The organism is Paenirhodobacter populi (assembly GCF_004022215.1).
GTDB classification, from domain to species: domain Bacteria; phylum Pseudomonadota; class Alphaproteobacteria; order Rhodobacterales; family Rhodobacteraceae; genus Rhodobacter; species Rhodobacter populi.
In genome coordinates this window covers 52687-71340 of record NZ_SAUZ01000014.1, presented here as the reverse complement: position 1 = coordinate 71340, position 18654 = coordinate 52687, and the positions used below count along the sequence as shown (strand labels likewise).

The 18654-nt window shown below is 68.4% G+C and carries 17 protein-coding genes; 10 read left to right on the top strand and 7 right to left on the bottom strand.

Annotation, left to right across the window (positions count from 1 at the left end):
* Window positions 1-4: 4 nt before the first annotated feature.
* From D2T30_RS12775 to polA, 3 genes are all read left to right on the top strand, one after another.
* On the top strand, window positions 5-382 hold the full coding sequence (locus D2T30_RS12775; protein ID WP_128209174.1) for an HIT domain-containing protein: 378 nt from the start codon (window positions 5-7) through the stop codon (window positions 380-382).
* 46 nt (window positions 383-428) lie between these two features.
* Window positions 429-623, top strand: a complete 195-nt coding sequence (locus D2T30_RS12770) for a zinc-finger domain-containing protein (protein WP_128180543.1) — start codon at window positions 429-431, stop codon at window positions 621-623.
* Between the two features lie 268 nt (window positions 624-891).
* Window positions 892-3753, top strand: coding sequence for a DNA polymerase I (polA, locus tag D2T30_RS12765; protein ID WP_128209173.1), 2862 nt, complete (start codon window positions 892-894; stop codon window positions 3751-3753).
* Window positions 3754-3837: 84 nt separating this feature from the next.
* On the opposite strand, the gene D2T30_RS12760 is transcribed toward polA, so the two are convergent.
* Together D2T30_RS12760 and D2T30_RS12755 are read right to left on the bottom strand one after the other, a co-directional pair.
* A complete protein-coding gene (locus D2T30_RS12760) occupies window positions 3838-4641 on the bottom strand; it encodes a glycosyl transferase (RefSeq protein WP_128209172.1) in 804 nt (267 codons plus the stop codon).
* Window positions 4642-4808: 167 nt separating this feature from the next.
* Entirely contained in the window at window positions 4809-5405 is a 597-nt protein-coding gene (locus tag D2T30_RS12755) for a DUF1285 domain-containing protein (protein ID WP_128209171.1), read from the bottom strand.
* A gap of 71 nt (window positions 5406-5476) precedes the next feature.
* On the opposite strand from D2T30_RS12755, the gene D2T30_RS12750 reads away from it, so the two are divergent.
* From D2T30_RS12750 to D2T30_RS12735, 4 genes are read left to right on the top strand one after another with little or no spacing between them, the layout of a single operon-like run.
* Window positions 5477-6490 carry an AAA family ATPase gene (locus D2T30_RS12750; RefSeq protein ID WP_128180551.1) on the top strand — a complete coding sequence of 338 codons (1014 nt, stop codon included), beginning with the start codon at window positions 5477-5479 and terminating at the stop codon, window positions 6488-6490.
* The gene (locus D2T30_RS12745) at window positions 6487-7380 is read left to right on the top strand and encodes a DUF58 domain-containing protein (protein ID WP_241651265.1); all 894 of its coding nucleotides are present in this window, start codon (window positions 6487-6489) and stop codon (window positions 7378-7380) included. The genes D2T30_RS12750 and D2T30_RS12745 overlap by 4 nt, the downstream gene beginning before the upstream one ends.
* Window positions 7380-10118 (top strand): DUF4159 domain-containing protein, encoded by a 2739-nt coding sequence (locus tag D2T30_RS12740; RefSeq protein WP_128209170.1) that lies wholly within the window; start codon window positions 7380-7382, stop codon window positions 10116-10118. The genes D2T30_RS12745 and D2T30_RS12740 overlap by 1 nt, the downstream gene beginning before the upstream one ends.
* Window positions 10115-12208 carry a hypothetical protein gene (locus tag D2T30_RS12735; protein WP_128209169.1) on the top strand — a complete coding sequence of 698 codons (2094 nt, stop codon included), beginning with the start codon at window positions 10115-10117 and terminating at the stop codon, window positions 12206-12208. The genes D2T30_RS12740 and D2T30_RS12735 overlap by 4 nt, the downstream gene beginning before the upstream one ends.
* A gap of 155 nt (window positions 12209-12363) precedes the next feature.
* Here the strand turns inward: D2T30_RS12735 and D2T30_RS12730 are convergent, their stop codons facing one another.
* Entirely contained in the window at window positions 12364-13071 is a 708-nt protein-coding gene (locus D2T30_RS12730) for a DUF599 domain-containing protein (protein ID WP_128209168.1), read from the bottom strand.
* A gap of 224 nt (window positions 13072-13295) precedes the next feature.
* On the opposite strand from D2T30_RS12730, the gene D2T30_RS12725 reads away from it, so the two are divergent.
* Window positions 13296-13799, top strand: a complete 504-nt coding sequence (locus D2T30_RS12725; protein ID WP_128180559.1) for an Hsp20 family protein — start codon at window positions 13296-13298, stop codon at window positions 13797-13799.
* A 56-nt stretch (window positions 13800-13855) separates the two neighbouring features.
* Here D2T30_RS12725 and modC read toward each other — a convergent pair whose 3' ends face one another.
* From modC to D2T30_RS12705, 4 genes are all read right to left on the bottom strand, one after another.
* On the bottom strand, window positions 13856-14932 hold the full coding sequence (gene modC / locus D2T30_RS12720; protein WP_128209167.1) for a molybdenum ABC transporter ATP-binding protein: 1077 nt from the start codon (window positions 14930-14932) through the stop codon (window positions 13856-13858).
* Window positions 14932-15630, bottom strand: a complete 699-nt coding sequence (modB, locus tag D2T30_RS12715; protein ID WP_128180563.1) for a molybdate ABC transporter permease subunit — start codon at window positions 15628-15630, stop codon at window positions 14932-14934. The genes modC and modB overlap by 1 nt, the downstream gene beginning before the upstream one ends.
* A gap of 10 nt (window positions 15631-15640) precedes the next feature.
* Complete coding sequence (modA, locus tag D2T30_RS12710; protein WP_128209166.1) at window positions 15641-16384, bottom strand: molybdate ABC transporter substrate-binding protein; 744 nt, start codon at window positions 16382-16384, stop codon at window positions 15641-15643.
* A 68-nt stretch (window positions 16385-16452) separates the two neighbouring features.
* Window positions 16453-16872, bottom strand: coding sequence for a winged helix-turn-helix domain-containing protein (locus D2T30_RS12705; RefSeq protein WP_128180567.1), 420 nt, complete (start codon window positions 16870-16872; stop codon window positions 16453-16455).
* A 100-nt stretch (window positions 16873-16972) separates the two neighbouring features.
* Between D2T30_RS12705 and D2T30_RS12700 the strand changes: the two genes are divergently transcribed.
* Both D2T30_RS12700 and D2T30_RS12695 read left to right on the top strand, forming a co-directional pair.
* A complete protein-coding gene (locus tag D2T30_RS12700; protein WP_128209165.1) occupies window positions 16973-18007 on the top strand; it encodes a glycosyltransferase family 4 protein in 1035 nt (344 codons plus the stop codon).
* Window positions 18004-18621, top strand: a complete 618-nt coding sequence (locus tag D2T30_RS12695; RefSeq protein WP_128209164.1) for a glycosyltransferase family 29 protein — start codon at window positions 18004-18006, stop codon at window positions 18619-18621. Before D2T30_RS12700 ends, D2T30_RS12695 begins: the two co-directional genes overlap by 4 nt.
* The last annotated feature ends 33 nt before the right edge of the window (window positions 18622-18654 follow it).

The following is an 18654-nucleotide window of genomic DNA, read 5'->3' as shown; positions in this document are numbered from 1 at the left end:
TGCCGTGCCCTACACCTATGATCCGAACAATGTCTTTGCCCGCATCCTGCGCGGCGAGATCCCGAATGAAACCGTGCTGGAAACGGCGCACAGCCTGGCCTTCCGCGACGTGTTCCCGAAGGCCCCGGTGCATGTGCTGGTGATCCCCAAGGGGCCATATGTCAGCTACGATCATTTCTGCGCCGAGGCCTCGGACGCGGAGGTGATCGACTTCACCCGCGCCGTCGCCCGGGTCTGCCGCGATCTGGGGATCGAGGTGAAGGACGGCGGCCGGGGCTTCCGCGCCATCACCAACGCCGGTCCCGACGGCATGCAGGAGGTGCCGCATTTCCACATGCACATCCTTGCCGGCCGTCCGATCGGGCCTTTGGTGCTGGAATAGCCCTTTGCTCTTTCGCTACAGTAATGCCAGCCAACCGGAGATGCAGATGAAAGCCCCCGCGCCGACCCCGCCCGAAGAACAGATCGTCACCACATGGAAGGTCGCCTGCGACGGAGGGGAAGGGCCGCTTGGCCATCCGCGCGTCTGGTTGTCGATCCCGCGCGACAGGGGCTGGGTCGAATGCGGATATTGCGACAAAAGGTTCGTCATCGACCGCGAACACGCGCGGGACGATCACTGACCACGGGGCCCGCGCCTTTCCTCGACACCGGGCGTGGCGCGGGCGGATGGGGGAGCAGGGGGCCAGCCCCCTCGCGGTTTCTCCGCTCACCCCCGGGATATTTATGGAAAAACGACGGGCAGGGGTTCGCCCGGGGAAGTGACGCCGGGAGGCGCGGTCTTTCGGCGGGCCGTGCCCCTGCCGTTTCGCAAGACCGGGGGCGGGTTCATTCGCGGGTTCCGGCGGACGCGCCGTTGTGGCAGAACGGGGCCAACACGGAGGAATCCCCATGGCTTTCGGCAAAGGCTGCCATCTTCACCTGATCGACGGTTCGGCCTTCATCTTCCGCGCCTATCACGCGCTGCCGCCGCTGACGCGGAAATCGGACGGCCTGCCGGTCGGCGCCGTCGCCGGCTTTTGCAACATGGTCTTCCGCTATATCGAGGATGCGAAAAACGGCGATGCGCCGACCCATGCGGCGGTGATCTTCGACTATTCCTCGAAGACCTTCCGCAACGCGATCTATCCGGCCTACAAGGAAAACCGCCCGCCGCCGCCCGAGGATCTGCGCCCGCAGTTCCCCCTGACGCGTGAGGCGACGCGGGCCTTCAACCTCGCCTGCAAGGAGATCGATGGTTTCGAGGCCGACGACATCATCGCCACCCTGTCGCGGCAGGCGCGCGAGGCGGGCGGGCGCGTGACGATCATCTCCTCGGACAAGGATCTGATGCAGTTGGTCGGCGGCGGGGTCGACATGCTCGACGCGATGAAGAACCTGCGCATCGGACCCGAGGAGGTCGAGGCGAAATTCGGTGTCGGACCGGATCGGGTGATCGACGTGCAGGCGCTGGCCGGGGATTCGGTCGACAACATTCCCGGCGCGCCGGGGATCGGCATCAAGACGGCGGCGAGCCTGATCAACGAGTATGGCGATGTCGAGACGCTGCTCGCGCGCGCGGGGGAGATCAAGCAGCCGAAGCGGCGCGAGACGCTGATCAATTTCGCCGACCAGATCCGGGTCTCGAAACGGCTCGTCACGCTGGACGATCAGGCGCCGCTCGATTTCACGCTGGATGATCTGGAGGTGCGGGATCCCGATCCGAAGGTGCTGATGGAGTTCCTGCATCAGATGGAATTCCGCACGTTGACGAAGCGGGTGTCCGAGAAGTTCGGCCTGGAACAGCCGGTGCCGGTATCCGTGCCGGTGCAGGCGGCGCAGGCCGGCGCAGCCGGCGGGGCCGAGAAGGCAGGGGGTGAAGCCCCCTCCGCCGAGGCCCCCCCTCTGCTGCCCTTCGATACCGCGGCCTATACCCGTATCACCGACGCCGAGGTGCTGGCGCAATGGCTGGACGCGGCCCGCGCGGTGGGCTGGATCGCGGTGGATACGGAAACCACGTCTCTTGACGAAATGGTCGCTGATCTCGTCGGCATCTCGATCAGTTCGGCGACGGGCAAGGCGGCCTACATTCCCGTGGGCCATGTCACCGGATCGGACGATCTTTTCGGTGGCACCGTGCGGGCCGAGGGGCAGATGCCGCTTGACGTGGCGCTGGCGGCGCTGAAGCCGGTGCTTGAGGACGAAGCGATCCTCAAGATCGGTCAGAACATGAAATACGACTGGAAGATCTTCGCCCGCCACGGCATCCGCATCCATCCGCTCGATGACACGATGCTGATGAGCTACGCGATGTTCTCGGGCCTCCATGGCCACGGCATGGATGCGCTGAGCGAGGAATACCTCCATCACGTGCCGATCCCGATCAAGGAGCTGATCGGCTCGGGCAAGGCACAGGTCACCTTCGACAAGGTGCCGGTCGACAAGGCCGTGGCCTATGCGGCCGAGGATGCCGACATCACCTTCCGTCTCTGGGACCAGTTCCGCTCGCGGCTGCACCGCGAACGGGTGACGACGGTCTATGAAACGCTGGAGCGGCCTCTTGTTCCGATTCTGGCGGAGATGGAGATGGCGGGGGTGAAGGTCGATACCTCCATCCTCGCGCGGATGTCGAACGTCTTCGCGCAGCGCATGGCGGGGCTCGAGGATGAGATCCGCGCCATCGCCGGCCAGCCGTTCAACATCGGTTCGCCGAAACAGCTGGGCGAGATCCTGTTCGACACGCTCGGCGTGCCCGGCGGCGGGCGGGGCAAGACCGGGGCCTGGGCGACGGGCGCCGATGTGCTCGAAGACATCACCACGATGGAAGACGAACATCCGCAGGCCGCGCGGCTGGCCGCCAAGGTGCTGGACTGGCGCCAGATCGCCAAGCTGAAATCGACCTACACGGATGCGCTGCAAGGCCATGTGAACCCGGAAACCGGGCGCGTCCATACCTCCTATTCCATCGCGGGGGCGAATACCGGGCGGCTCGCCTCGACCGATCCGAACCTGCAGAACATCCCCGTGCGCACCGACGAGGGCCGCCGCATCCGCGAGGCTTTCGTGGCGCCCGAGGGGCGGCGGATCGTCAGCCTCGACTACAGCCAGATCGAGCTGCGTATCCTCGCCCATGTGGCCGACATTCCGGCGCTGAAGGACGCGTTCCACAAGGGGCTCGACATTCACGCGATGACCGCATCCGAAATGTTCGGGGTGCCGATCGAGGGGATGGACCCGATGATCCGCCGTCAGGCGAAGGCGATCAACTTCGGGGTGATCTACGGTATCTCCGCCTTTGGGCTTGCGCGGAACCTGCGCATCCCGCGGGGCGAGGCGCAGGCCTTCATCGACCGCTATTTTGAACGCTTCCCCGGCATCCGGGCCTATATGGATCAGACGATCGGCTTCGCAAAGGAACATAGCTTCGTTCAGACCCTGTTCGGCCGCAAGATCCACACGCCCGAGATCGGTGACAAGGGGCCGCGCGCCGGTTTCGCCCGGCGCGCCGCGATCAACGCCCCGATTCAGGGCGCTGCGGCGGACATCATCCGCCGCGCGATGATCCGCATGCCCGCCGCCATCGCCGGGCTGGACGCCAGGATGCTGTTGCAGGTGCATGACGAACTGATCTTCGAGGTCGCGGAAAGGGATGTCGATCCGCTGATTGCGGCGGCCCGCGCCACAATGCAGGGCGCGGCGGATCCGGCGGTGAAGCTGTCGGTGCCGCTTATCGTCGATGCGGGGCAAGGCGCGAGCTGGGCCGAGGCGCATTGAGGGGAAGGGCCTCGTCGGAGGGGGCAAAGCCCCCTGCCTCCTCGGCCCTGCCGGCTGCGCCGGCGGCGCGCAAACCCGGCGGGGTTATTCCCGCCAGGCCCTGGCCACCCAGTCCGAAGGTTTCGTGTAATGGCGCAGATAGCGCCAGAGCGAGCCTTCCCCGGCCGGGCGGTTCGGGATGTTGCGGATGTGGTCGGCCAGGCTGAACCCCTCGCGCCCGGCCCAGCCCCCCTTGATCGCCACTTCGGGATAGACGCCGCCCGGGAAGATCACCACCCGCGTATCGCGCGGCAGGCGCGGAGCGACGAACCAGTTCAGCGGGAAGGTCGGCAGGCACTGATAGCGGAAATGCCGCACCCAGGCGCGCGGGAACAGGTCGATCCCCCCCGGCGCGTTGCGGGTGACGAAACGCTGTTCCCAGACATATTCCTCGGCCACCTTCTGCGGATTGGCCATGAAGATTTCCTGCATCGGCGCCAGCTTGCCCACCGGGAAGCGAAAGCAGGAGGTCTGGCCGATCCGCTCGAACGGTTTCGCCGGGTTGCGCGACAGGATCACCTGATCCGGATTGCCGTAGGTAAAAAGATCGTCGAGCGGGCCGGTGACCACCAGATCCAGATCGAGGAACAGCACATTCCCCGTCAGATCGCCGAGCCGCGGCCCCCAGAGCCGCGCCTTGGGCCAGATCCCGCGCTTCGTCTTCGGGATCTCCACCGCGATCTCGGGCAGGGGCTGGCAATCGACCTCGGCCCGGATGCCGGCAGTATTGTCGGTGAAACAGGTGAAGCGGAAGGGCGGCGTGATGTTGCGCGCCACCATCGCATACAGCCGGTTGATGAACGGCGGGCCGTATTTCGTGCCCCAGTTGATGCAGATGACCTGTTTCACGCGCCTCTCCGTTCGTCCCGGCCGCCTCTCGCCGGGACCCTTCTACCCTTCATCTTTCCATAAATATCCCGGGGGTGAGCCCGGAACGGGCGAGGGGGCTGGCCCCCTGCTTCGCCCGCCATGCAGCCCCCGCGTCATTTCCCGGGAAAGACCTGTGACACGCGCTCTTATCCCGCCGGGCCGGTTCCGTCCAGTTCCCGCATCGGGACGATCGGAAAGAACACCCCGTGCGAGGTCAGGCCGAGCCAGTCCTCCCCGTCGTGCCTGCCGGGGGTGGCGATGTCGACGAGGCGGTAGAAGGTCTTGCGGTCGATCAGCGCCTCAAGCCCCCGGCGCACCATGACATAGGGCGCGGGTTCGCCATCCGCCGCGCGGGCGACGCGGATCGGGTGATCCGCATCCGCCGTCACCCGGTCGCCGACATTGGTGGTGAAGGTCAGCGCGCCATCCCCCGCCTCGCAGTCCACGGCCACAAAGGGGGCGTCCGCGACGCGGATGCCGACCTTCTCTGCCGGTGTGACGAGGAAATATTTCCCCTCCTCCAGCTTGAGGATCGAGGCGAAGAGCCGCACCAGCGCCTCGCGCCCGATGGGGGTGCCCATGTAGAACCATGTCCCGTCGCGGCGGATCTCGATATCCAGATCGCCGCAGAAGGGCGGGTTCCACAGATGCACCGGCGGCGGGCCTTTTTTCGCGGCTTTGGTCGCCGCGGCGGCAAGTCCTTCGGCACTCACGGGGTTTTGTGGCGTTTGTGGGCTGGTCATGGGCGGTTTGCGTTTGGGTCCGGGACGGTTATCTGTTCCTATGAGCATATAGCGCGAAGGGAGCCCCTGTCATGACCGACCCCAACGATCTTGTCGCCGATATCGAAGCACTGGGCACGAAACTGCTGGCCGCGCGGGAATCGGTGAACCGCCGGTTCATCGGGCAGGAGAAGGTGGTGGAGCTGGTGCTGGCGGCGATGTTGTCGGGGGGGCATGCGCTGCTGGTCGGGCTGCCGGGGCTGGGCAAGACCATGCTGGTCGATACCCTGTCCACGGTGATGGGGCTGAAGCCGAGCCGCATCCAGTTCACCCCGGACCTGATGCCCGCCGATATCCTCGGCTCCGAAGTGCTGGAAACGGCGGCGGACGGGACACGGGCGTTCCGCTTTCTCGAAGGGCCGATCTTCTGCCAGCTTCTGATGGCGGATGAGATCAACCGCGCCAGCCCGCGTACGCAATCCGCTCTGCTGCAGGCGATGCAGGAGCGCGAGGTGACGGTGGCGGGCGTGCATCGCCGCCTTGGCCCGCCGTTCCACGTTCTGGCGACGCAGAACCCGATCGAGCAGGAGGGCACCTATCCGCTGCCCGAGGCGCAGCTCGACCGTTTCCTCGTGCAGGTCGATGTGGAATATCCCGACCGCGACACGGAACGCGACATCCTGATCGCCACCACCGGCGCCGGAGAGGCCGAGGCCGTGGCGGTCTTCACCGCCGACGAGCTGATCGCCGCGCAGGCCATCGTGCGGCGGATGCCGGTCGGCGAAACGGTGGTGGAGGCGATCCTCGACCTCGTGCGCGCCTGCCGCCCCGGCGAGCCCGAGGCCCTGCCCGTGGTGCGCGAGGCCCTGGCTTGGGGGCCGGGGCCGCGCGCCGCGCAGGCGCTGATGCTGACGGCGCGGGCGCGGGCGCTGCTGCACGGGCGGCTGGCGCCCTCGGTCGAGGATGTGCTGGCGCTGGCCCGGCCGGTGCTGACGCACCGCATGGCGCTGAGCTTTGCCGCGCGGGCAAGGGGGGAAACCCTGTCCGGCGTCATCGCGCGGGCGGCAACCGAGATCCTTGGCCCCGGAATCGAGGCCGCTGCGTGAACGGTTCCGCCCAGGATAATCCTGCACTTGCGCTGCGTCGCGGGGCCGAGGCGCAGGCGGCGGCGCTGCCCGCGCTGCTGCTTGCGGCGGAACAGCTGGCGGCGACAGTGCAGATGGGCGGCCATGGCCGGAAGCGCGCCGGCACGGGTGAGGAATTCTGGCAATACCGTCCCGCGCAGGCGGGCGATTCGGCGCGCTTCATCGACTGGCGGCGGTCCGCCCGCTCGGACGGGCAGTTCACCCGCGACCGGGAATGGCAGCTGGCGCAATCGCTGAACCTCTGGGTGGACGGCGCGGCCTCGATGCGGTTCACGGGGGCGAAGACCCGGCCGGAAAAGGCCGCGCGCGCCCGCCTGCTGGCGCTGGCGCTGGCGGTGGCGGCGATCCGCGCGGGGGAGCGTGTGGGCCTGACCGGGCCGCTGGCCCCGGCGCGGCCCGGGCGGAGGCAGCTGATGACGCTGGCCGCCGTGCTGTCCGATGACGCCACGGCGCAGGATTACGGCGCGCCCGAGGTGATCGGCATCGCGGCGCAGGCGCGCGTCGCCTTTCTGTCGGATTTCCTTGGTGATCCGGCGGCGGTGCGGACGGCGGTGGCGCAGCTTGCCGACCGCGGCATCGGCGGGGTGATGATGCAGGTGCTGGACCCGATGGAGGAGGATTTTCCCTTCGACGGCCGCACGATCTTTGAATCCATGGGCGGGGCGCTTCGCCACGAAACCCGGCAGGCGCGCGACCTGCGTACGCGCTATCGTGATCGGCTGGCCGAACGGCGGCATCTGCTGACGGAGCTGGCGCGGCAGGCGGGCTGGCAATTCGCCACCCACCGCACCGATACCTCGCCGCAGGGCGCGCTGCTGTGGCTGACGGCCTCGCTGGAAAGGGGGCGGTGATGGCGATGCTCGGTCCCATCGGGTTCACCGCGCCGTGGCTGCTGCTGGGGCTGCTGGCGCTGCCGGTTCTGTGGTTCATCCTGCGCGCCGTGCCGCCCGCGCCGATCCGGCGCCGCTTCCCGGGTGTGGCGCTGCTGCTGGGGCTGAAGGACGACGAGATTCAGGCCGAGCGCACGCCTTGGTGGCTGATGGCCCTGCGGCTTCTGGCGCTGGCGGCGGCGATCATCGGTTTCGCCGGGCCGGTGCTGAACCCCGAGCCTGTCGCGCCGGGTCAGGGGCCGTTGCTGATCGTCGAGGATGGCAGCTGGGCCTCGGCCCGCGACTGGCCGCGCCGGGTGGAACGGATGGAACGCGCTTTGGCCGAGGCGGGGACGGCGGGTCGGCCCGCCGCGCTGCTGATGCTGACAGATCCGCCGCCCGCGCCGCCCGGCTTTGCCGATGCGGCGAGCCTTGCGCAATCGCTGCCGGGCCTGACGCCCCGGGCATGGGAGCCTTCGGCCCCGGATCCCGCGCAGATCCTGCCCGCCGGGAATTTCGAGACGCTCTGGCTGTCCGACGGGCTGGCCCGACCGGGCCGCGATGCCCTGCGGCAGGCGGTCGAGGCGCGCGGCCCCCTGCGCGTCTGGCAACCGGCGCTGCCGGTCACGGCGCTTGGCCCGGCGACGGTGCGCGACGGGCAGGTAAGCCTGCCGCTGACCACTTCGGCCCCCATTTCCACGCGCTACGATGTCGCCGCCATCGGCCCCGATCCTTCGGGCGCGGAACGCGAACTGGCGCGGGCCACGGTCGATCTGGACAATGACACGCAGGGGCAGGCGGTTTTCGATCTGCCGCCCGAGCTGCGCAACCGCCTGACCCGGTTCGAGATTCCGGGTATCCGTTCGGCCGGGACTGTCAGCCTGACCGACGATGCGGTCAAGCGGCGCAAGGTGGCGCTGATCTCCGGCTCCGCCGCGCGCGAGGGGCTGGAGCTGCTTGTCCCCACCCATTACCTGCGGCAGGCACTGGCGCCCACGGCCGACCTGATCGAGGGCACGCTGGAGGACGCGCTGACCGCCAGCCCGGATGTCATCATCCTCGCCGATGTGGCCGAGATCCCGGATGCCGACCGGCTGGCCGACTGGCTCGACAGGGGCGGGCTGCTGATCCGCTTTGCCGGGCCGCGTCTGGCGATGGCCTCGGAAAACAACACGCGGCAGTTCCTGCCCGTCACCCTGCGGCAGGGCGAACGGTCTGTCGGCGGCGCGATGAGCTGGGGTGAGCCGCGCCGGCTGGCCCCTTTCCCGGCCGGGTCGCCCTTTGCCGGGCTGACCGTGCCCGATGAGGTCAGCGTGACGGAACAGGTTCTGGCGGAGCCGGGGCCGGAGCTTGCCTCCCGCACCATCGCCGCGCTGGCGGATGGGACGCCGCTGGTGACGCGGATGGATTTCGGCGCCGGCTCGGTCGTGCTGTTCCATGTCACCGCGAATGTCGAATGGTCGAACCTGCCGCTGTCGGGGCTGTTCCCGCAGATGCTGGAACGGTTGGCCGTTTCGGCGCGGGCGGAAACCCCCTCGGCCGAGGATCTGGCGGGGCAGACATGGGTGCCGGTCAAGCTGCTCGATGGATTCGGGCGGCTGGAAACGGCCGAGGCTTCGGCCGGTGTGCCGGGCGAGAGGCTGGCCACCGAGCCGCCGGGGCCTGATCTGCGCCCCGGTCTTTACGTGGCCGAGGATCGCTCCGTCGCGCTGAACGCGCTGCCGCGCGACCGGGTGTTGCAAGCCGCCGTCTGGCCCGCGAGCGTGCCGATCGAAGGCGGCGAGGCGCCTCGGCAGATGCCGCTGAAAGGCGCGCTGCTGGGGGCGGCGCTGGTGGCGCTGCTGATCGACGTTCTGGCCTCGCTCGCCGTCTCGGGGCGGCTGCGCGGCGCGCGGGCGGCGGCGACGGTGGTGGCGGTTCTGGCCTTCGGTCTGGCGTCGCAGGGCCACGCGCAGGACACCATGCCCGAGGACCGGGCGATCGAGGCGGCCTCGAACGTCGTGCTGGCCTGGATGCCCACGGGCGACACGCAGGTGGATGCCGTGTCCGAGGCGGGGATGCGCGGCCTGTCCGAGATCCTGACCCGGCGCACCACGGTCGAGCCTTCGGACCCGATGCGCATCGACCTCGCCGCCGACGATCTGGCGCTTTACACGCTGATCTACTGGCCGATCGTGGCCGATGCGCCGGTCCCCACGCCCGAGGAATATGCCCGGCTGAACCGCTATCTGCGCGGCGGTGGGATGATCGTCTTCGACACGCGGGACGCCGATCTGTCGGGCGTTGGGATGGCCACGGATGCCGGGCGGCGGTTGCAGACCATCGCCGCGCCGCTGGAGATTCCGCCGCTTGCGCCGATCCCGCCCGATCATGTGCTGACCCGCACCTTCTACCTGCTGCAAAGTTTCCCCGGCCGGTTCGACGGCACGATCTGGGTCGAGGCGCCGCCCCCCGATGCCGAACAGGCCGAGGGGATGCCCTTCCGCAACCTGAATGACGGGGTGACGCCGGTGGTGATCGGCGGCAACGACTGGGCCTCGGCCTGGGCGGTGAACGGCAATGGCGCGCCCATGCTGCCGATCGGGCGCGGTCAGGCCGGTGAGCGTCAGCGCGAGATCGCGGCCCGCTTCGGCGTCAATCTGGTGATGCATGTGCTGACCGGGAACTACAAATCCGATCAGGTCCATGTGCCCGCGCTTCTGGAAAGGCTGGGGCAATGACCGGGATGAGCGTGATCTTTGCGCCGCTGCTGCCATGGGTGGTGATCGCGGCGGGGGCCGGGGTGGCGGTGCTGCTCGTGGCCCTTGCGCTGTGGCGCGGGCTGCGGGGCTGGGCGCTTCGCGGGCTGGCGGCGCTGGCGCTGCTGGCGGCGCTGGCGCAGCCCTCGTTGCAGAATGAGGAACGCCAGCCCCTGTCGGATATCGTGCTGCTGGTCGATGACCGGACGGCCTCGCAGGACCTGTCGGACCGTTCGGCCCAGACCGATGCGGCGGTGGACCGGCTGAGCACGGAAATCGCCGCGCTGCCGAATACCGAACTGCGCCGCGTCACCGTGCATGACGGCGCGCAGAACGGCGGCACGCAGATCGGCGCCGCGCTGGCCGAGGCGCTGGCGGCCGAGCCGCGATCCCGCGTGGCGGGCGCCATCGTGGTCAGCGACGGACAGGTCCACGACGCCGAACTGACCCCCGACATGCCCGCGCCGCTGCACATGGTGCTGACCGGCCATCGCCGGGACTGGGACCGGCGGCTGGTGATCCAGACCGCCCCCGCCTTCGGCATCATCGGCGAGGAAACCCGGATCCAGCTGCATGTCGAGGACGAGGGCATGGTCCCCGCCTCGGCCGGAACGACGGCGGATCTGACCGTCTCGATCGACGGGGGCGCGGCGCAGGACTACCGCGTGCAGGTCGGACAGGATCTGGAACTGCCGCTGAAGCTGGAACATGGCGGGCAGAATGTCGTGCAGTTTTCCGTGGCCCCGGTCGAGGGCGAGCTGACCGACCGCAACAACACTGCCGTGGTGCAGATCAACGGCGTGCGCGACCGGCTGCGGGTGCTGCTGGTCTCGGGCGAGCCGCATGCCGGCGAACGCACCTGGCGCAACCTCTTGAAATCCGATGCCGGGGTGGATCTGGTGCATTTCACCATCCTCCGCCCGCCGGAGAAGCAGGACGGCGTGCCGGTGTCGGAACTGTCTCTGATCGCCTTCCCGACGCAGGAGCTGTTCATCGACAAGATCGACGAATTCGACCTGATCATCTTTGACCGCTACGGCGAGCGGGGGATCCTGCCCGCCTCCTACTTCCGCTCGATCCGAGATTACGTCGAACGGGGGGGCGCGATCCTCGTCTCGGCGGGGCCGGAATTCGCCACGGTCGAAAGCCTGTGGCAGACGCCTCTGGGCGACATCATGCCCGCGCGGCCGACGGGCCGGGTGCTGTCCGAATCCTTCCTGCCGCGCCCGACGGAACTTGGCCTGCGCCATCCGGTGACGGCGGGGCTCGACGGCGCGCCGCCGCCCGAGGGCGATCCCGGCGACAAGCACTGGGGCCGCTGGCTCCGGCAGATCGAGCTGACCGATGCCACTGGCGAGGTGGTGATGAAGGGCGTGGACGAGTCGCCCCTTCTGGTGCTGTCGCGCGCGGGCAAGGGGCGGGTGGCGCTCTTGGCCTCGGATCACCCGTGGCTCTGGGCGCGGGGCTATGACGAGGGCGGGCCGCAACTCGAACTGCTGCGCCGCATCGCGCATTGGGAAATGAAGGAGCCGGATCTGGAGGAAGAGGCCCTTCAGGCGACGGTCGAACCCGGCAGCCTGACGGTCAACGTGATCCGCCGCACGATGGCGGACGAAACCCCGCCGGTGACCGTGACCCTGCCCGACGGCGCGACGCAGGAGGTCACGCTCACCCCCGCCGGTCCGGGGCGGTTTGCCGCCCATTGGCAGGCGCCCGAGGCCGGGCTCTACCGGCTGAAGCAGGGCGATCTGGAACGAGTGGTGGCGCTCGGCCCGGCAAGCCCGCGGGAATTCGAACGCACCATCGCCAGCGACGAACCGATGCGGGCGGCGATACAGGCCTCGCACGGCGGGGTGGCGCATCTGGAAGACGGCGTCCCCGCCGTGCGCCGGGTGAGCGAGGGGCGCCTTGCCGCCGGCTCGGGCTGGATCGGCGTCACCCCGCGCGGCGCAAGCTCGGTGACCGACCTGCGGGTGGTGCCGGTGCTGCCGGCCTGGGCCTGGCTGATCCTTGCGGCGGGGCTGACGCTCGGCGCCTGGCTGGTCGAGGGGCGCGGCCGCCGCCGCGCCTGACCGGGGACCGACACACATCGCTTTGCGGCGTCTGTTCTTGCGCGGAACGCATGCCGTCCCGCGACGCCCCTCCCTTTCGTGTTTCCATAAATATCCCGGGGGTGAGCCCGGAACGGGCGAGGGGGCTGGCCCCCTGCCGCCCTCTCCGCCCGGCCCTACTTCGGCGGATTGTCCAGCAGCGCCCTCCGCGCGACCGAGGCGAATTCGCGCCGCCACAGCATCCCGGTGGTAAAGACCGTCGCCGCGAACAGCATTTCCGGCCCCAGAAGCCAGGCGAGCGAGGCCAGCGCGAAATAGACCGACCGGAGCCCGCGGTTGAAACTTTTCGCGGCGTTGATGTTGACCCGCGCGGCCTGGGCAGCGCGCGGATAGGCCAGCGGGTCCGACGCATCGTTCGGCACCGAAGCCATGACGATCGCCGCATAGCTGAACAGCCGGTGCGACCAGACGAATTTCAGGAAGGCGTTGGCGCCGAACATCACCGCCGTCAGGATCCGCGTTTCCCACAACAGCTTCGGCCCCGAGGCGATGGCGAATTCCTGCGCCAGATCGGTGATCTGCTCGGGATTGCCGATCAGCGCCAGCCCGCCGCCGATGGCGATCAGCGCGGTCGAGGCGAAGAAGGTCGTCGACTGCCGCAACCCGTCCACCATCTGCCCGTCGAACAGCCGCGGCTGCCGGGTGACCAATTGGCGCATCCATTCGCGGCGATAGGCCTCCATCAGCTTGCCGACGGAGTTGCGGTGCTTGGGCGGATGCTCCGTCAGCCAGCCGATCCAGAGCCAGGCGGAGACGAGCGCGATGAGCGCCCCAAGATCGGCAGGCCCCAGCGGGCCGAGGTGGAAAGAGGTCAGATAGGTCATCACGGAACCGGATTGGGGGAGGGCGGCGGTTTCGCCCCTGATACAGCCGGGAACCGGCTGCGAGAAGATCCGAAATTTCGCATCCTCCCTTGCGAATATCTTGAAAGCAGGCCCGGTGCTTCCCAGATTCCAGTCATCGGGATGCCGCTACGGGTCCCGGTGGAAACCATGCCCTGCCCCGGATGGGGAGGGCGCAATGTCATCGCTCCAAGAGGATGAAAACCATGCGTACTTTTGATTTCTCGCCGCTTTATCGCGCTACCGTCGGCTTTGACCGTGTCGCCGACCTGATGGATCGTGCCCTGTCCGCGGACCTCGCGCAACCCACCTATCCGCCCTACAACATCGAGAAGACAGCGGAAAACGGCTATCGCATTTCGATCGCCGTTGCGGGCTTCGGCTCGGATGAACTGTCGGTCGATCTGAAGGACGGTGCGCTGATCGTGACAGGTCGCAAGACCGAAGAGGTCGAGGACAAGACCTTCCTGCATCGCGGCATCGCCACCCGTGCGTTTGAACGCCGGTTCGCGCTCGCCGATCACATGAAGGTCACGGGGGCCTCGCATGAGGACGGTATGCTGAATATCGACCTTGTCCGCGAAGTGCCCGAGGCGCTGAAACCGCGCCGGATCGAGATCTCCGGGGGCAAGGCTGTCGAAGCCCAACCCGTCGAGGCCAAATCCGTCGAGGCGAAGCCGGCCGAGGCCGCCGAACCTGTTCAGGCCTGAGTGTTGGTCTGAAGTAAATGGTGCCGGGCGCGGGATTTCCCGCGCCCTTTTTCGTGTCAGATTTCCGCCAGATCGTCGCGGCTGACCGCCACCGATTTCACGATGGCATGGCAGGCGACGCCCGGCGCAAGGCCAAGCGCCCGCACGGATCGCAGGGTGACGCGCGACAGGATCGCCTCATCGCCGATGGCGATCTGGACGAAGGCCCGGCCGTCGGCCTCTTCCTCGATCCGGCGGATGGTGCCGGTGAGCACGTTCAGCGCGGAAAGGCCCGCCGGCGCCTCGCGCGACAGGATCACGTCCGAGGCCTGGATCCGCAGGCGCAGATGGGCCGCCTCGGGCGCGTCGGTCACCCAGACCGGACCGCCCGCCGTTTCCAACCGGATGAGCCCGTCGGCATCGCGCCCGGCGGTGTGCGCGGTGATGATCGCCCCCGCCTCGCCCGCGCCGAAGCGCGGCGCCAGCGCCGGATCGGACAGGATTTCCCCCGTCGGACCCGAGGCGATGACGCGCCCCTTCGACAGCAGCACCACGGTCGAGGCGAGCCGCGCCACCTCGGCGATCGAATGGCTGACCAGCAGCACCGGCATTCCGGCATCGCGCAGGGATTCGAGGAAGGGCAGGATCTCCTCCCGCCGCGGCGCATCGAGCGCCGCAAGCGGTTCGTCCATCAAGAGCATCCGCGGTTTCGACAGCAGCGCCCGGCCAAGCGAGACGCGCGACTTTTCCCCGCCCGACAGCGCCCCCGGCCGTCGGTCGAGCAGCGCGCCGATGCCCAGCATGCCGATCACCGCGTCGAAATCCGGCCCCGTCGCATCGCGCGGCGCGAACCGCGCGCCATAGAGCAGGTTCGACCGCACCGACATATGCGGAAACAACCGGGGCTCCTGAAACACATAGCCCACGCGGCGCTTGCGCGGCGGCAGGTTGATGTGTTTGTCGGTGTCGAACAGCGTGACACCCTCGGCGGTGATGCGGCCTTGCGCGGGGCGGAACAGCCCGGCGACGGCGTTGACGACCGTGGTCTTCCCCGCGCCCGAGGCGCCGAACAGTGCCGTCACCCCCTTGGGCGCGGTGAAATCGACATCGACGGAAAAGCTGCCGAAATCGTGGCGCAGCGAGACTTCGAGCATCACGCGCCCCCGATCCGCTTCGCCACCCGCCGTGCGACGAATTCCGAGATGACAAGCGCCCCCACCGCCACCACGACGGAAATCCCGGCAAGGCGGGCGGCCTGCAGCTCGGCCCCCGGCACCTGCAGGAACGAATAGATCGCGGAGGGCAGCGTCTGCGTCCGCCCCGGGATGTTCGAGACGAAGGTGATCGTCGCGCCGAATTCCCCCATCGCCTTGGCGAAGGCAAGGATCATCCCGGCGATGACCCCGGGCAGGATCAGGGGTAGCGTCACGGTGAAGAACACCTCGATCCGCGAGGCGCCGAGGGTCGAGGCCGCGTGTTCCAGCTTGGGGTCCACCGCCTCGATCGCCAGACGGATGGCGCGGACCATGAGCGGGAAGCTCATCACCGCCGCCGCCAGCGCCGCCCCGGTCCATTGGAAGGCGAAGGTGAAGCCCAGATATTGATCCAGATACTGGCCGATGAAGCCCCTGCGCCCGAAGGTCAAAAGCAGCGCATAGCCGGTGACGACGGGCGGCAGGATCAGCGGCAGATGGACGATCGCATTGACGATCCACAGCCCCGGCATGTTCGACCGCGCCAGCAGCGCCGCGACCCAGACGCCCAACGGCAAAGAGGCCCCCACCGCGATGGTGGAGACCTTGAGCGACAGCATCAGCGCCGTCCATTCATCCGGGCTGAGGATATTGTCCACGCCGTCTTGCTTACTTCTTGAGGATCTCGAAACCCTGCTGTTCCAGAAGGGCGGTCGCCTTCGGCGTGGTCAGATAGTCGTAGAAGGCCTTGGCGCCTTCGGCATCGGGACCGGCCTTGAGCAGCGCGATCGGATAGGTGATGGCCGGGTAGCTGCCTTCCGGGAAGGTCGCGACGACATGGACCTTGGGCTCGGCCGCGGCGTCGGTCTTGTAGACGATGCCGTAGGGCGCCTCGCCCGAGGCGACGAGGGCCAGCGCCGCGCGCACGTTCTGCGCCTGCGCCACCTGCGGCTCGATCTTCTCCCACAGGCCCAGATGGGTCAGCGCGGCCTTGCCATACTGGCCGGCGGGCACGGAATCGAGCAGCCCCATCGCGATATGCTCGGAGCCGAGCTTTTCGGGCAGATCGGCGATTTCGACCGGATCGGCCTTGTCGGAAATCAGCACGAGCGTGTTGCCCAGAAAATCCTCGCGCGTGCCGGGCAGGATGTATTCGGCCTTTTCGACCTGATCCATCCAGTCCGTCGCGGCCGAGATGAACATGTCCGCCGGCGCATCGGCCAGGATCTGTTTCGCGAGTGCGCCCGAGCCGTCATAGGAAATCAGCGGCTTCACCCCGCTTTCGGCGGTGAAATCGGTGGCGATCTCATCCAGCGCGGTCTTCAGCGAGGCGGCGGCGAAGATCACCGGATCCGCCAGAACCGGCGTGGACAGGGCCAGCATCAGGCCGAAGGACAGGGGTGCGATACGCATTGGATCAAGGTCTCCCGAAACGATATGTCCGGCGAAACATAGCCGCCCGCGCCCTGCCGTCGCAAGCGCTATTTCTGTTGGGCCACATCGCCTTCGGCCTGAGAGTCGTCAACCTGTGATCCTTCAACCTGCGCGCCCCCGGCCTGTGCCCCGCCGACGCGCGCGCCGATGGCGGCGATGCGCGCCGCGCCGTCCGTCAGCAGGATCGACACCAGCGCCCGGTAATCGGCCAGCACGGCGCGCCCGGCATCGGTCAGATGGGCGCCGCCGCCATGCGCGCCCCCGCGCGCGGATTCGACCAGCGGCGTTTCGAAACAGGTGTTCATTTCCTCGACAAGGCTCCAGGCGCGCTTGTAGCTCATCCCCATGCGGCGCCCGGCGGCGGAGATCGAGCCTTCGCTGTCGATCGCCTCGAGCAGGTCGGCCTTGCCGGGGCCGAAGACCAGCTTGCCGAAATAGAGCCTCAATGTGGTGCGGGTCAGGTCCATCGGTCACTCCTTGCCGGTCATCCTGTCGCAGCGCGGCGGCGGGGGCAAGGGCCGCGCTTCGCACGAGACAATCGCCCGGCGGCGCGCTAGACACGAGGGCATGAGCCAGAACCTTCCCGATCCCATCGAGGTCATCGCCCCCAACCTGAAGCGCCGCCTGTCGGGCGTGACGGCCACCATCGTGCGGCTGGTGCCGGTGCAGGCGCGGATGATCGGCATCGTCACGACCGGCCCCGGATTGCCCGCGGAGCTGCCGCATGTGCCGGTCTGGCGGCTGCGGTTCTTGCCGCGCCGGTTGCGGGTCTGGCACGCGCGGCGCAATACGGAAATGCTGCTGGGGCTGGCACTGCGCGCAAGCGGCATGCCGTTGAAACTGCTGTTCACCTCGGCCAGCCAGCGGCGGCATACGGGCTATACCAAATGGCTGATTTCGCGGATGGATGCGGTGGTGTCGACCTCGGCCAAGACGGCATCCTATCTCGACCGGCCCTCGACGGTGATCCACCACGGGATCGACACGCAGACCTTCACCCCGCCCGGCGATCGCGCAGAACTGCGGGCGCGGCTTGGCCTGCCCGGCGGGCTGCTGGTCGGCTGCTATGGCCGCATCCGCGCGCAGAAGGGCACGGATGCCTTCGTCGACGCGATGATCCAGCTGCTGCGGACGCGGCCCGGCGTCACCGCGCTGGTCATGGGCCGCGCGACCGAGGGGCAGGGCGCCTTCCTCGACGGGCTGAAGGCGAAGGTGAAGGCCGAGGGGCTGGAGGACCGCATCCTTTTTCCGCCCGAGGTGCCGGTCGATCGCATGGCCGACTGGTATCGGGTGCTGGACCTGTATGTGGCGCCGCAGCGGTGGGAGGGTTTCGGCCTGACCCCGATCGAGGCGATGGCCTGCGGCGTGCCGGTGGTGGCGACCCGCGTCGGCGCCTTCGAGGAGATCGTGACGCCGCGGGCGGGCGCGCTGGTGGAACCCGGCGACGTTCCGGCGCTGGCCGCGGCCTGTGCGCCCTTCCTTGATAATCCGGCGCGGCTGGAAGAAGCCTCCGTCGCCGCCCGCGCCCATGTCGAGACGCATTTCCGTATCGAGGACGAGGCGGCGGCACTGGTGCGCATCTATCGCGGGCTGCTGGGATGAACCGGCTGGGCTTTTACCTCGCGCGCACGCTGCGGCAGGAAGCACCCTTGGCCGCGCTGTCGGTGCCGCAGGCCGATCTGCTGGCCGATCTGGCGGGCAGGCGGGTGGCGCTGGTCGGCAATGCGCGCGCGTTGGCCGATACGATGCACGGGGCCGAGATCGACGCCCATGACCTCGTGGTGCGGATCAACCGCGCGCCGATGCCTTCGCCCGAAAGCCACGGGCTGCGCACGGACTGGCTGGCGCTGGCGGTGCGGCTCGATGCGGCGGAACGTGCCCGGCTGCACCCGGCGCGTATCCTGTGGATGAGCCATAAGCGCAAGCGGCTGGATTGGGACACGGCGACGAGCCCCGGCTTTTATCTGCATCCGCTGGCGGATTACCGGGCGCTCAAGGCCCGGATCGGGGCGCAGCCGACCACCGGGGCGATGCTGATCGACCTGTTTTCGCGCTCGGACATGGCGGGGCTGACGCTGTTCGGTTTCGACTTCTTCGCCTCGCTTTCGCTCTCCGGGCATCGCACGGCGGAGCAGGTGCCGCACGACTTTTCCGCCGAGGCGCGCTACGTCTTTGACCTGATGGGGCGGGATTCGCGCATCATCCGCGTGAATTGACAGAGAATCCCTTCCCAAATCCCGGCTTTTCCG

Coding starts and splice junctions, on each gene's coding strand:
- D2T30_RS12770 (WP_128180543.1), top strand. CDS start 429: ATGAAAGCCCCCGCGCCGACCCCGCCCGAAGAACAGATCGTCACCACA.
- polA (WP_128209173.1), top strand. CDS start 892: ATGGCTTTCGGCAAAGGCTGCCATCTTCACCTGATCGACGGTTCGGCC.
- D2T30_RS12755 (WP_128209171.1), bottom strand. CDS start 5,405: ATGACCAGCCCACAAACGCCACAAAACCCCGTGAGTGCCGAAGGACTT.
- D2T30_RS12750 (WP_128180551.1), top strand. CDS start 5,477: ATGACCGACCCCAACGATCTTGTCGCCGATATCGAAGCACTGGGCACG.
- D2T30_RS12740 (WP_128209170.1), top strand. CDS start 7,380: ATGGCGATGCTCGGTCCCATCGGGTTCACCGCGCCGTGGCTGCTGCTG.
- D2T30_RS12735 (WP_128209169.1), top strand. CDS start 10,115: ATGACCGGGATGAGCGTGATCTTTGCGCCGCTGCTGCCATGGGTGGTG.
- D2T30_RS12730 (WP_128209168.1), bottom strand. CDS start 13,071: ATGACCTATCTGACCTCTTTCCACCTCGGCCCGCTGGGGCCTGCCGAT.
- D2T30_RS12725 (WP_128180559.1), top strand. CDS start 13,296: ATGCGTACTTTTGATTTCTCGCCGCTTTATCGCGCTACCGTCGGCTTT.
- modC (WP_128209167.1), bottom strand. CDS start 14,932: ATGCTCGAAGTCTCGCTGCGCCACGATTTCGGCAGCTTTTCCGTCGAT.
- modA (WP_128209166.1), bottom strand. CDS start 16,384: ATGCGTATCGCACCCCTGTCCTTCGGCCTGATGCTGGCCCTGTCCACG.
- D2T30_RS12705 (WP_128180567.1), bottom strand. CDS start 16,872: ATGGACCTGACCCGCACCACATTGAGGCTCTATTTCGGCAAGCTGGTC.
- D2T30_RS12700 (WP_128209165.1), top strand. CDS start 16,973: ATGAGCCAGAACCTTCCCGATCCCATCGAGGTCATCGCCCCCAACCTG.
- D2T30_RS12695 (WP_128209164.1), top strand. CDS start 18,004: ATGAACCGGCTGGGCTTTTACCTCGCGCGCACGCTGCGGCAGGAAGCA.